This is a genomic window from Mycoavidus sp. SF9855, from assembly GCF_024582735.1.
Classification (GTDB): Bacteria; Pseudomonadota; Gammaproteobacteria; order Burkholderiales; family Burkholderiaceae; genus Mycoavidus.
On sequence record NZ_CP102085.1, the window covers coordinates 75006 to 88309 of the forward strand.

General features: G+C 50.7%; 13 protein-coding genes and 1 riboswitch. Of the genes, 11 read left to right on the forward strand and 2 right to left on the reverse strand.

The genetic code is table 11. From position 1 onward, the window contains the following. Positions 1–75 precede the first annotated feature (75 nt). The 10 genes from gspG (at position 76) to NQD60_RS00325 (ending at position 8590) form a co-directional block, all read left to right on the forward strand. Positions 76–531, forward strand: coding sequence for a type II secretion system major pseudopilin GspG (gene gspG, locus NQD60_RS00280; protein ID WP_223694831.1), 456 nt, complete (start codon positions 76–78; stop codon positions 529–531). Then, positions 503–1021, forward strand: a complete 519-nt coding sequence (locus NQD60_RS00285) for a GspH/FimT family pseudopilin (protein ID WP_257101316.1) — start codon at positions 503–505, stop codon at positions 1019–1021. Before gspG ends, NQD60_RS00285 begins: the two co-directional genes overlap by 29 nt. After that, positions 996–1397, forward strand: coding sequence for a type II secretion system minor pseudopilin GspI (gspI, locus tag NQD60_RS00290; protein WP_257100604.1), 402 nt, complete (start codon positions 996–998; stop codon positions 1395–1397). The genes NQD60_RS00285 and gspI overlap by 26 nt, the downstream gene beginning before the upstream one ends. After that, positions 1375–2040 carry a type II secretion system protein J gene (locus NQD60_RS00295; protein WP_257100605.1) on the forward strand — a complete coding sequence of 222 codons (666 nt, stop codon included), beginning with the start codon at positions 1375–1377 and terminating at the stop codon, positions 2038–2040. Before gspI ends, NQD60_RS00295 begins: the two co-directional genes overlap by 23 nt. Positions 2041–2044: 4 nt before the next feature. Next, a complete protein-coding gene (gspK, locus tag NQD60_RS00300) occupies positions 2045–3097 on the forward strand; it encodes a type II secretion system minor pseudopilin GspK (protein WP_257100606.1) in 1053 nt (350 codons plus the stop codon). Between the two features lie 25 nt (positions 3098–3122). After that, the gene (gene gspL / locus NQD60_RS00305) at positions 3123–4415 is read left to right on the forward strand and encodes a type II secretion system protein GspL (RefSeq protein WP_257101317.1); all 1293 of its coding nucleotides are present in this window, start codon (positions 3123–3125) and stop codon (positions 4413–4415) included. Continuing rightward, positions 4412–4915 carry a type II secretion system protein M gene (locus NQD60_RS00310; RefSeq protein WP_257100607.1) on the forward strand — a complete coding sequence of 168 codons (504 nt, stop codon included), beginning with the start codon at positions 4412–4414 and terminating at the stop codon, positions 4913–4915. Before gspL ends, NQD60_RS00310 begins: the two co-directional genes overlap by 4 nt. Before the next feature lie 4 nt (positions 4916–4919). After that, positions 4920–5699, forward strand: a complete 780-nt coding sequence (locus NQD60_RS00315) for a type II secretion system protein N (protein WP_257100608.1) — start codon at positions 4920–4922, stop codon at positions 5697–5699. A gap of 124 nt (positions 5700–5823) precedes the next feature. Beyond that, a complete protein-coding gene (locus NQD60_RS00320; protein WP_257101318.1) occupies positions 5824–7245 on the forward strand; it encodes an efflux transporter outer membrane subunit in 1422 nt (473 codons plus the stop codon). A 106-nt stretch (positions 7246–7351) separates the two neighbouring features. Further along, positions 7352–8590, forward strand: coding sequence for an ATP-binding protein (locus tag NQD60_RS00325; RefSeq protein WP_257100609.1), 1239 nt, complete (start codon positions 7352–7354; stop codon positions 8588–8590). A 105-nt stretch (positions 8591–8695) separates the two neighbouring features. Here NQD60_RS00325 and ahcY read toward each other — a convergent pair whose 3' ends face one another. Beyond that, the gene (ahcY, locus tag NQD60_RS00330) at positions 8696–10108 is read right to left on the reverse strand and encodes an adenosylhomocysteinase (RefSeq protein WP_257101319.1); all 1413 of its coding nucleotides are present in this window, start codon (positions 10106–10108) and stop codon (positions 8696–8698) included. Positions 10109–10160: 52 nt separating this feature from the next. Next, positions 10161–10254: riboswitch (S-adenosyl-L-homocysteine riboswitch) on the reverse strand. Between the two features lie 217 nt (positions 10255–10471). On the opposite strand from ahcY, the gene NQD60_RS00335 reads away from it, so the two are divergent. Continuing rightward, positions 10472–11869: an amino acid permease gene (locus NQD60_RS00335; protein WP_223692958.1), complete on the forward strand. Its 1398-nt coding sequence runs from the start codon at positions 10472–10474 to the stop codon at positions 11867–11869. Between the two features lie 222 nt (positions 11870–12091). On the opposite strand, the gene metK is transcribed toward NQD60_RS00335, so the two are convergent. Next, positions 12092–13276 carry a methionine adenosyltransferase gene (metK, locus tag NQD60_RS00340; protein WP_257100610.1) on the reverse strand — a complete coding sequence of 395 codons (1185 nt, stop codon included), beginning with the start codon at positions 13274–13276 and terminating at the stop codon, positions 12092–12094. Positions 13277–13304 lie beyond the last annotated feature (28 nt).

Here is a 13304-nt window from a genome sequence, read left to right on the forward strand (position 1 = left end):
TATAGTGAGTTTACTGCTGTATTGGGTTGAGTGTTTTATTTTTGAGGGTTGGAAATAGTTATGATGAATTGGAGAATGCGCGATTACCCAAATAGGGCCAGCGCTTTAAGCCGCGTTTTACCTTCTCAGCGTGGTTTTACTTTAATCGAAGTCATGGTTGTCATCGCGATTCTGGGTATTCTTGCCGCCTTGGTCGTGCCGAAAATCATGAGCCGTCCAGATGAGGCGCGCCGGATTGCGGCGGTACAAGACATTAAAACGATCGCGCAGGCGCTTAAACTTTATCGTCTCGATAATATCCGTTATCCAACGCAAGAGCAGGGTTTGCGCGCTTTGATCGAGAAACCGTTAACCGACCCAGTACCAAATAATTGGAAAGATGGCGGTTATCTAGAACGTTTGCCAAACGACCCTTGGGGTCATCCGTACCAATATCTCAATCCTGGCGTGCATGATGAGATCGATATTTTTAGCTATGGAGCCAGTGGCTCGTCAGGTAATGATGGGCGCGAGATTGGCTCGTGGCAATAGTTTGGCTAATGCACCTCGGCCCTTATGCATAGCGAGAGGGTTTACCCTGCTCGAAATGCTGGTTGTGCTGGTGATTGCTGGCTTGCTGATTTCTTTGGCGGCTTTATCCATTAGCCGTAACCCGCGCACCGAGCTTGCCGAAGAGGCGCAACGCCTTGCCTTATTGTTTGAGTCGGCGGCGAATGAAGCGCAAGTTCGGGCGCAGTCAATTGCATGGGAGCCAGTGTCAGGAGGATATCGTTTCCTGATACAGGTGGAAAAAGACTGGCGTGTGTTGCGCGATGATCTATTTGCCCCCCGTCAATGGCGTACCCAGCTCAACGCTATAACGATTCGTTATTCGGGTGGACAAGAACTCGCCGAACGGGTCATATTCGGTACGGAAAGCATTGATATAGCCGTCACCGTGACACTTTATTCAAATGCCGCACAGCTTAATGTGGTGAGCAATGGCAATGGCCGTTATGAAGTGCAAGAAAACAAAATATAGCGCTTACGTCGCTGGTTTTACGATGATTGAGGCACTCATTGCGCTCACTATTATCGCGATTGCACTGGCGGCATCGTTGCGCGCAGCAGGGAGTTTGGCGCTGGGCGGGCGCGAGTTGCATGATCGACTATTGGCGGGTTTTAGTGCAGATAATGTACTTGGGCAACTGCATCTAGAACGTGCTTGGCCGCAGCTTGGCGCAATAAATTTTGCTTGTCCCCAGGGGAATGCCGCTTTTATCTGCATCCGCACCGTGTCGGCGACTCCCAATCCGAGTTTTCGACGGGTCGATGTGGTGGTGAAGCGGCCGGGGCTTAACAGTGAACTGGTGCATTTGATGACGGTGGTGGCGAATGAAACGCAACGGCCGTTGTAAGTATCAAGCAGGCTTTACGCTGATCGAATTACTGGTCGCCATTACAATTCTTGCGTTGGTTGCCGTGCTGTCCTGGCGTGGCCTTGATCAAATTGTGCGGACGCGCGATGTGGTGACCGTATCGATGGCAGAAGAACGCGCGTTGGCACAGTTTTTTGACCAGGTGGGGATTGATGTGCGGCAAGCAGCTCTGGAGCGGGAGATTGGTCAGTCGCCGATGGCTTTTGGTGGGGGGCAGTTGCAAATTGTGCGCCAGCTTAATTTGTCTGGGCAGGCGCCGCGTTTACAAGTCGTGCGTTACCACGTGCCGCAAGGGCGAGTATTGCGTACAGCTTCGCCTCCTTTGGCCACGCTTGGGCAGTTGCGCGCAGCCCTGGCTGCTGGTGCCAACATGGAAGGCTGGAGCGTAGTGGAGCTCATGGGTGGAGTGGTTGCGGTGAATCTGCGCGCCTGGGTGCCACAACTAGGTTGGACGGCCAATATGCTCGATGTGCAAACCGCTTTAAATAAAAATTTAAGTCAATTGACTGGGTTGCGAGCGCCTAACGCGCCGCCTGTGCGGAGCATAACAGGCATTGAATTGAGTGTACGCGTGGTGAACGCACAGCACGCGCTCACCCGAATTCTATTGGTAGGGGAGTAAAGATTTGCGTACCGCTCTCCTCTATTCTTCCGGTTATGTTGGCCTAAATCGTGTCCGCGGCGCAGCAATGATTACGGCTCTTTTTGTGGTGACGTTGTCGGCGATGTTGGTGTCTGGGTTGCTATGGCGGCAGCAGATTCAAATTCGCCGAATCGAAAATCAACAGATGATATTGCAGGCCCAGTGGGTGCAGCGCGGCGCGCTTGATTGGACGCGCTTTATCTTGCGCGCGGCAGCAGATACTTCGCCGATTGATTATCTCGGAGGCATTTGGGCGGTGCCTATTGCACAGACGCGGCTATCCGATTTACTTGGACGAGCAGGGGCCGCGGGCGAGGCATATGGGCAAGACACTTATTTATCCGGTTCGATTGAAGATGCACAGGCGAAATTCAATCTACGGAATTTGGTGAAAATGCCCCGCTCCGGACAGTTAGTCTTAGATGTTGTGCAGATTGCCAGCTTTGAGCGTTTGTTAGCCATCCTCAATTTAAAGCCAGAGTTGGCAAAGGTTGTCGCTTTGCAACTGCGCGCGTCGCTGATGCATGCAGGGCAGCTTTTTCCAGAGCGAGCAAATCCTAAGCTGAAAATCTCAGCGGGCAGCGATAACCTAGAGAGTCAAGCAGAAGATCAGTTATTACCAGTAAATTCGGTGGCGGGCTTGCTCGATATACCCGGTTTCACTGCAGAAATTGTCGAGCAGCTCAAACCATTTGTTACGGTCTTGCCGCAGCCAACCACGGTCAATGTGAATACGGTGAGCGCTGAAGTATTGGCATCCATGATTCCAGGTTTTGATGTGGCAAAGGCGCAAATGTTGTTAGCCTTGCGCGAGCAGGTTTTTTTTGTCAACACAGGCGATTTTACGAACCGTTTGCGCACGATTGCTGGGTCGCAGCTTGAGTTTGATACGAGCCAATTTGACGTAAAAACAAATTTCTTTGTCATCCATGGACATGTTCAGTATGATCGCGCGCTACTATTGCGCGATGTGTTAGTGTACCGCCACAGTTCAACGCATAGTACACGCATCATTAGTATGCGTGATGCAATATGATTATTTTGCGAAAGGGATCAACGTTTTGACGACACTCGTGGTTCAATTACCCGCCCGCGACCCAGCACTCAGCCCTGCGCAATGGCAGTTGCCGGCTTTGCCATTTATGCTTTTTGACCGGCGCGACCGCGTGTTACGCGCGGGTAAATCATCCGTCGCGCTCCTGCCTAAAGCACGGGCCACGGTCTTACTGGTTGCCGCACGCGATCTACTCATGTTAACTGTGGCGCTTGCGCCACTGAAGGGTGCACGCTTACGGCAAGCTTTACCCAATGTGATCGAGGAGCATTTAATCCAAGATCCGCAAGCCTGTCATATTGCGCTTGACCCTATGATAGTGGGAAGCAATCAGCGCGTGCTGGCAACGGTTGATCGTGCCTGGTTTCGTTTTGTCTATGAGGCTTTTATCGGAGCCGGACATCGCGGCTTACGCGCGGTACCGATTACGCGTTGCTTGTCTGTAGAAGGTACGGTAGCGGCTGAGGCCACGGTTGAGAGTGCCGCAGATAAAAAAGCCGCGCCTTTATTCGCCATCATCATTGGGCACCCTGAATCGATCGCTTCAGCCTTGCCGTCGGATATCGCGGCGCCCTGCGTTGAGCTTGCTTTGATCCGTGACGGACATGGCCAAGGCCTGATGGTCCCGCTGGATGCGTTAAACGATACGCTAAGTGCGCTGGCCGCGGACGCACCGCTTGCCTTATACCGGCTCACTGACGTGCCAGGTCCGCCATCTTCTACGGCACTGCCGTTACCGTATGCGGATAAGCTGTCACTATCCTTTGAGGCATTGGCGCGGCAAGCGCTAACCTGCCCCTTTAATTTGTGCCAATTTGAATTTGCAGAACAATCATGGCGCCCCAGGCGCGGTACCTTAAAGCACTGGCGTTTGCCATTTGGCTTAGCAGTCGCAACCTTAATGGTGGCGGTGATTGGCGCTAACCTACAGTGGCTGTTGTTGGCTCGGCAGCAAACCGCGCTTAGCACGCAGCACATTGAAGTATTGCTGAGTGCTTTTCCAAAAACAACGGTAGTACTGAATCCCCCTCAACAAATGACGCGCCAACTCGATGCTTTGCGGATAGCCGCAGGCGAGCTTTCGCCCGCTGATTTTTTAAGCCTAGCCGAGGGACTTGCACGCTCGCTCGGGACGATACCTGCTGATGCTATTGTGCAGTTGGATTATCGTAACCGTCTGCTTGAAGTGGGCTTTAAGCCCACGGCAAAGATTGATGAAACCTTTGTGCAGCGGCTCGCTAGCCAAGGGCTCGAAGGACATTTTACGCAAGGCAAATGGATCATTAGGGGGCGTGGATGAAAAGTATTCTGACAACGCTTTGGGGGGATTTCTGGAGTGAGCGTAACCCCCGCGAAAAAACCTTATTAACCGCATTAGGAACGGTACTGGGTATGGTTTTGCTCTATAGTCTGTTATGGGCGCCTGCGCGCACAAGCAGCACACGGCTTATGGCTGCACTGCCGATCATGGAGCGCGAACTAGCGCAGATGCAAGAACAAGCGCGGCAAGCGCGAGAACTGGGGCGCATGTCTGCCAATATAACGCCTATTAACGATAGTTTGCGCGACGCTCTGGTAGCTTCGCTGGCGCAACGTAGCATCGCCAATGCACAGATCTCGGTGCTGAATGGTGTCGTGCAAATTAAGTTGACGAACGTTGCCTTCGCAGATGGGATCGGCTGGCTTGATGAAATACGCAAACGATACAAGTTGCAAGTCGCTGAAGCTCATGTGACAAGCCTTAACGAAGTAGGCCAAGTGAATCTTACGATGTTGTTGCAAACGCCGGTTGCGCGTTAATTTCATGCGTTCATTATTGCAAAAATCCAAAAAGGCGCTGCCATGGAGCTTGGTCGCGCTGGTTTCAATTATGTTCACGGTGCTGGTACTCTTGCCGGCGGCTTGGTTTTCACCGTTAGTGGCGCAAGCAACAGGTGGTCGCGTCAGTTTAGCGGCTCCGGCCGGCTCGCTATGGCATGGCTCAGCAGTGCTGATGTTAGCGGCCGGGCCGAAAGCGAGTGCACCCACCGCGTTAGCGGGGCGCATTGAGTGGCATACAGCATTCGGGCCGCTCTTCTTGGGGCAAGCGAAAATCTCAATGCATGCTAACGAGGCGATGTCCGAGGCGGTCCAACTTATCATGACACCGCGTGGCGCCACCCTTTCCTCTGGACGTTTAGACGTACCTGCAAGCTTATTGGCCGGCTTGGGCGCGCCGTTTAATACCTTTAACTTGCAAGGTGAGGTGCGGCTGCAATGGAGCGATTGGCGGCTTTTAGGGGATAAGCCATTTGGCCAACTTATGCTGAGCTTAAACAACATGTCATCGCGGGTTTCACGCGTGAAGCCGTTGGGCTCCTATCGGGTCGTAATGCAAGCACTCGGCCGTGACGCGACGCTTGAGCTCGCGACAACAAAAGGCCCTCTTCTGCTTGACGGACGTGGCCAGTGGGCCAAGCAAAAGTTTTCTTTTCGTGGTACGGCCCAAGCAGAAGCTACCGAACGGGAAAATTTACGCACTTTGCTCAATTTGCTGGGTAATCGTATTGAGCATGACGTGTACGCGTTGGTTCTAGATCTCTAATTAGAGTTAACGATAACCTTACTGTTCTATTGCTATGGCTGCAAGTCAGGGTAAAAAAATGCAAGCATTTAAAAAATGGTGGCCTGTTGCTGGGCATTCTTCTTTAATCAGATTTATTTCTCACATGACGTTATGCTCGGCCATTGGGCTATTAACGAGTGGCCTAACCAGTTGTGCCGTCGGTCCTAGCTATACGCGTGCCATGTTGGCTGTACCTGAAAAATTTAAGGAGGCGCCTGCTGGCTGGAAAGTTGCGCAGCCGGCTGATCAATTTGAGCGCGGTGCCTGGTGGCAAGTATTCAATGATCCACAGTTAAATACGCTTGCTGACAGAATTGATATCTCAAACCAAACCGTAGCGGTCTATGCGGCAACTTATCAGCAAGCCCGCGCCTTGGCGGCTCAGGCGCGCGCAGCTTTTTTACCCAAAGTGGGCATAGCAGCAGACGCTAAGCGTTTGCGCACACCATCGCGTAAAGCGAACGGTCTGAGTGCCGTGGACACAGCATACTCATTATCGCTTGACGCGTCTTGGGAGCCTGATTTGTGGGGTACGCTACAACGTACAAAGAGAGCTGAACAAGCCCAAGTGCAAAGTGCTGCGGCAGAATTTGCGAATGCGCGCCTATCTGCTCAAGCGACATTGGTGCAGAATTACTTTCAGCTGCGCACGCTGGATGCGATTCAAAAATTACTGGACAATACGGTGCTGGCTTATCGTCAAGCCCTCAAACTCACGCAAAATCGTTATGCCCAGGGAGTTGCTGCGCGTGCTGATGTGCTACAAGCACAAACAGCATTACAAGCGGCGCAAGCCGCCGCATTTAACAATGGCATTGCGCGTGCCCAATACGAACATGCGATCGCCGTGCTGGTGGGTGAGCCTGCCTCAACTTTCTCGCTAGTCATCTCACCATTGCAGATGGCTGCGCCGCCGCGCATACCATTAACGCTCCCCTCAGCATTGCTTGAGCGTCGGCCTGATATTGCTTCCGCTGAGCGCCGTGCCGCTGCGGCCAACGAAAAAATCGGCATCAGCATGGCAGCATTTTTTCCATCATTGACGCTTTCGGCAGCAGGCGGCTCCCGGAGCTCGGTGTTTTCGCAGTGGTTCAATGTGCCCGCACGCGTTTGGTCATTGGGCCCGCAATTAGCGGCTACCTTGTTTGATGGAGGGGCGCGGCAGGCGCAAACAGTAGCTGCGCGTGCGGCGTTTGAACAGGACACAGCGCATTATCGACAAGCGGTGTTGAGTGCATTTCAAGAGGTTGAGGACGCACTGGCGGCCCTGCGTATCCTGGCACAAGAAGCTGCGCTACAGCAACAGGCCGTGCAGTCAGCACAACAAGCGCTGGACATTGTTTTAAATCAATACAAAGCTGGCACGACGATGTATCTTAGTGTCATTTCCGCCCAGGCAACCGCGTTTGCTGCCGAGCAGAAAATGGTAAGCATCAATGGCCAGCGGATGGTTTCTGCGGCGGGCCTGATTAAAGCGCTTGGCGGGGGTTGGGATTTATCGCAGATGGCAGGGCAAAGTCAATAATTGGCCAGTTACAAAGCATCCAGAAGATTCTGCGGATGATTTTCATCCGCTGTGTGGATGAAAATCATCCATTGCATGGACGATTTTCATCCATTAGAATGATGATATGTACACCAGACATATTACCCCTTTGCTGTTAGAAGCATTAACTGACACACCAGTTGTATTAATTAACGGTGCGCGCCAGACCGGTAAAAGCACGCTAGCTCAAGTACCGGGGATCCACAGCTATCGCTATTTAACACTGGACAATCCAGTCGTGCTGGCGTCTGCAAAGAATGATCCAAGTGGTTTTATTGATGCGCTTGATGGTCCTGTTGTCCTAGATGAAGTACAACGTGCCCCGGAGCTCTTCCTGTCGATTAAGGCTGCGGTTGATCGCGATCGTAGGCCCGGCCGTTTTTTGTTGACGGGATCGGCTCATGTCCTATTGCTACCAACGATTGCTGATTCCTTGGCTGGGCGTATGGAGATATTGTCGCTCTGGCCTTTATCGACTGCGGAGTTAGCGGGTATACCAAGTTTTAATCGTGCGGATTGGCTGTTTAATGGTGAACTCAATGCGTTAGCAATTCCCGCTTGCAAACGTGAGCAATTGATTGATACTTTGCTAGCCGGAGGGTTTCCAGAGGCGGTTAGCCGGAATCTAGAAACGCGCCGTTCAACATGGTTTGATAGTTATTTACACGCTATTTTGCAGCGAGATGTACGTGAATTGGCAAATCTCGAACAATTGTCCGAAGTGCCTAATTTACTCCAATTGCTTGCTGCACGCAGCGCCAACTTGCTGAATTTTGCAGAATTGTCACGCTCAAGCGGCTTGCCGCAAACCACCTTAAAGCGCTATTTCAGTTTGTTGGAGATGCTGTTTTTAGTCTATCGGCTACCTGCTTGGCACCGTAATGCAAGCAAACGATTGGTAAAAGCCTCTAAAGTGTTTGTTCTAGATAGTGGTTTGCTTGCTCATCTAAGCAATGTATCTAAGAGCCATTTGATGGCAGGAGCTGGGCTACCGGGCGAGTTGGTTGAAACTTTTGTATTAAATGAGCTGCTTAAACATCTGGCTTTTGCAAAACAAAAAATGACTTTGTGGCATTACCGTACCCAAACTAATTTTGAAGTGGATTTTGTGCTGGAAAATCGGCTAGGTAAAATCACCGGCATTGAGGTTAAAGCAAGCAGCACGGTGACTAGCCATGATTTTAGAGGGTTGCGTCATTTACAAGAGAATGAGCCAGAGGCGTTTCAGCGCGGTATTGTGCTGTATAACGGACAGGAGATCGTGCCGTTTAGTCCCTATTTATTTGCTGTTCCGTTATCGATGTGGTGGGCAAAGGTTAATTAATCCTTTGAAAATAGTAAGTCACGATAGCCGGCTTTGAATCCGTTATGAGCAATTTCGAGTACCGTATCGAGTGATAGCTCGATACGGCTCATCTCGCTGTTAACCTTAATAGCGATAATGGTCTGGCTTATATGGACCGTTCTGATCCACGCTAATATATTTTGCTTGGGCCGCGGTGAGTTCGGTGAGGTGGGCGCCAATTCGCTTCAAATGTAGCCGCGCTACTTTTTCATCCAAATTTTTGGGTAACACATAGACTTTATTGCCATATTGCTCGCCCCGTGTGAATAGCTCAATCTGTGCCAAGGTTTGATTGGTGAACGAATTTGACATCACAAACGATGGATGGCCGGTAGCACAGCCAAGATTAACCAGACGACCTTGCGCTAACAAGATGATCCGCTTGCCATCAGGAAATTCAATATGGTCAACCTGCGGCTTGATATTTTCCCACTTGTATTGACTGAGTGAGGCAACCTCGATTTCTGAATCGAAGTGACCGATATTGCAAACGATCGCCTGATGCCGCATCTTTTTCATATGCTCGTGGGTAATCACGCTTAAATTGCCGGTTGCAGTGACAAAAATATCCACTTTATCAACAGCCTCTTCCATCGTGACCACACGATAACCTTCCATCGCAGCTTGCAAGGCGCAAATCGGATCGATCTCGGTAATCCAGACGGTTGCCCCCAGTCCACGCAATGATTGGGCGCACCCTTTGCCAACGTCACCATAGCCGGCGATTAATGCAACTTTGCCGGCAATCATGACATCGGTTGCACGCTTGATGCCATCAACCAGGGATTCGCGACAGCCATATAAATTATCAAATTTTGATTTGGTGACGGAATCATTCACATTAATCACTGGAAAATGCAGTTGTCCTTCTTTTTCCAGTTGATATAGACGATGTACGCCGGTGGTGGTTTCTTCTGTGACACCTCGGATATGGGCCAGGCGGCTTGAATACCAATGTGGGTCGTGTTCTAAATGCCGGGCAATGGCCGCAAATAACGCAACTTCTTCCTCATTGGCCGGTTGAGCCAGCACGGAACGATCCTGTTCCGCGCGCGCGCCGAGCATGAGCAGCATAGTTGCATCGCCGCCATCATCAAGAATCATGTTGGCATGTTCGCCGTTCGGCCAAGAGAAAATGCGGTGGGTAAAAGCCCAATATTCGTCGAGGCTTTCGCCTTTAAAGGCAAACACAGGGGTGCCGCCTGCGGCGATAGCTGCCGCCGCATGATCTTGCGTGGAAAAGATGTTGCACGATGCCCAACGAACTTCAGCGCCAAGCACTTGCAAGGTTTCAATCAGCACGGCGGTCTGAATCGTCATATGGAGCGAACCAGCAATACGCGCGCCCTTGAGTGGCTGGCTCGCACGATATTCATCGCGTAACGCCATCAAGCCAGGCATTTCAGTTTCAGCGATGAGAATTTCTTTGCGGCCCCAATCGGCTAGATGTAAATCGGCGATGGTATAATCGGAAAAGGTACTTGATTGCTTATGCATAGGCTGTACGGCGGTGTTCATGTCACGTTCCTTTCTTAAAAGCAGAAGATTGAAGACATGAGCGCCGTTTGATACAACCACGCAATGCGTGGCGTCAAGGGTGTTTTGAGCCTGGCGGAGATTCCGTCGCAACGCTCCTCAAAACGGTTCCTATTGTAGCAAAAGTAATCCACAAAGTAACAAGTCGCTACACGCGGGTTATAGTGTGCGCCGATGCGTAATTTGATATTGTGTTTTGATATTGCGTTTCGCTTCAGTGTGAAGTCTGTAATCAGTATGGCAGCGTATTTATTTTTGTGAGCTGTTTTTTTTAACTTACAGGACTGTTGGCTTTGTCAGTGGCAGTCGCAAAAGAGATATCCGATGAGTCTTTTACGCACTAAGAACGTCGAACAGATGATCGCAGCAAGCGCTGCGAATACCGGGCTCCAGAAAACAATGGGGCCGCTCGATCTGACTTTCCTTGGCATTGGCGCAATCGTTGGCACGGGCATTTTTGTGTTAACGGGTACGGGTGCAGTCACGGCCGGTCCGGCGCTGACCATATCATTTATTATTGCTGCCCTAGCATGCGGGTTTGCCGCGCTGGCGTATGCTGAGTTCGCTTCGACTATTCCTGTCGCAGGTTCGATATATACCTATGCTTATGCCACCTTGGGCGAACTGATCGCCTGGCTGATTGGCTGGGACTTATTGCTTGAATATGGGCTGGCGATTTCAGCTGTGGCGGTAGGTTGGTCAGGTTATTTTCAATCGCTGTTAGCCGGCTTTGGCATTGGGCTACCGGCTATTTTAAGCGCCGCCCCAGGTACTTTGCCAGGACAGCTTTCGGTTTTCAATTTGCCCGCTTTTCTGGTAGTGATGGCAATCGCCGGTGTGCTCTCGCTTGGTGTGCGCGAATCGACGCGTATCAATAACATCATGGTGGTTGTTAAGATAAGCGTTGTGTTGCTGGTGATTGTAGTTGGCGCCTTTCATGTGCAGCCGGCCAACTGGCAACCATTTATGCCAATGGGTTGGACCGGTACGCTCAGTGCTGCAGCAGTTATGTTCTTTGCTTTTATCGGCTTTGATTCCGTGAGTTCGGCTGCCGAGGAAGTTAAAAATCCAAAGCGTGATTTGCCAATTGGCATTATGGCATCGCTAGCCGCCTGTGCTTTGATGTATGTTGCCGTAGCGGCGGTCGTGACGGGTATTGTCCCTTACGCACAATTTATGGATGTTGCGCATCCAGTTTCGTTAGCCCTGCAAGTTGCTGGTGAAAAATGGGTCGCAGGTTTTGTCGATCTAGGTGCAGTCTTTGGGATGTTGACGGTTATTCTGGTGATGAGCTACGGTCAAACACGGATTTTGTTCGCAATGTCCCGTGATGGCTTGCTTCCTCCTGCGCTGTCAAAAGTTCATCCGCGTTTTAAAACGCCATTTTTTGCAACCTGGTTAGTGGGTTTATGTTTTGGTTTAATTGCTGCCTTGGTGCCGCTCAAAGCACTAGCGGAATTGACCAATATCGGCACGCTAGCGGCGTTCGCAATGGTATCTGTTGCGGTACTTATTTTACGTCGTACACATCCTGAATTGCCGCGCGCTTTCCGTTGCCCAGGGGTACCAGTAGTGCCAGTATTTTCGGTATTATTCTGCCTATTCCTAATGCTTCAGTTGCAGCTTTCGACATGGGTCGCGTTTATTGCTTGGTTAGTGGTGGGTCTGTTGATTTATTTCGGCTATTCACGCCGCCATGCAAAACTAGCAACGGAGGCTTGATGAATGAGGGCGATCAATTACTGGCTGTTGAAAAATAATTGATCGTCTCATTTGAGCAGTGGCGCGTCATCGAGAATGATGTCAGCCACTGTCTTCTGTTCATGTAGAGAAAATAATATGCAGATTGTCCGATATAAGTATCAGACAATCTGCATTATTTTTTTGATTTTTAAGTATTTAGGCTGGCCAGTATATTCTAGTGCGTTAGCACTGGCAGAGAGCTTAAGCTATCGCTGCAACCTTTACCCCTGCTGCTTCAGCCAGCATATCAGCCTTGTCTGTAGCTTCCCACGTAAACTCTGAATCTTCGCGTCCAAAGTGACCATAGGCGGCAGATTTCTCATAAATCGGGCGCAGCAAATCGAGCATTTGAATAATACCTTTGGGGCGTAGATCAAAATATTCCTGTACCAAACGGGTAATGACTGCATCAGGTACGCGGCCAGTGCCGAAAGTATTTACCATCACAGAGGTCGGTAGTGCCACACCGATTGCATAAGAAATTTGGATTAGACAACGTGTTGCTAAACCCGCAGCGACAATATTTTTTGCAACATAACGGCCTGCGTAAGCCGCTGAGCGATCAACCTTAGAGGGATCTTTGCCAGAAAACGCGCCCCCGCCATGAGGTGCTGCCCCGCCATATGTATCGACAATGATTTTGCGGCCGGTCAAGCCACAATCGCCTTGCGGGCCGCCAATCACAAACCGGCCGGTCGGGTTGACTAGGTAATGGATCTTATCTTTGATAAGTGCTGCCGGCAGGACCGGTTTGATCACTTCTTCGATGACGGCTTCGCGCAGTGCGCCTAAGCTTATTTCGGGCGCATGCTGGGTGGATAGTACAATCGTGTCAATGCTATGCGGTTTGTTATTGACATAGCGTAGGGTAACTTGCGCTTTAGCATCAGGACGTAGCCAAGGTAGAAGGCCACTACGGCGTAGGTTGGCTTGGCGTTCAACTAAGCGATGCGCCAGGTGAATTGGCAAAGGCATTAATTCTGGTGTTTCATCACAGGCATAGCCAAACATCAGTCCTTGGTCACCTGCACCTTGGTCAAGAGAGTTGTCATGAGCGTTATTTACGCCTTGTGCAATATCTGGCGATTGCTTATCGTAAGCAACCAGCACGGCGCAGCCACGGTAGTCAATGCCATAATCGGTATTATCGTAACCAATGCGTTTGATTGTATTGCGAGCGACCTGAATATAATCGATGTTTGCGTTTGTAGTGATTTCGCCGGCGAGCACCACTAAGCCTGTATTACATAATGTCTCGGCTGCAACGCGTGCATATTTGTCTTGTGCGAGAATCGCATCAAGGATAGCATCGGAGATTTGGTCAGCTACCTTATCAGGGTGGCCTTCCGAGACGGACTCAGAGGTGAATAGATAGTCATTTGCCACTTCAGTTCTCCTTAAATGTCGTTAACGT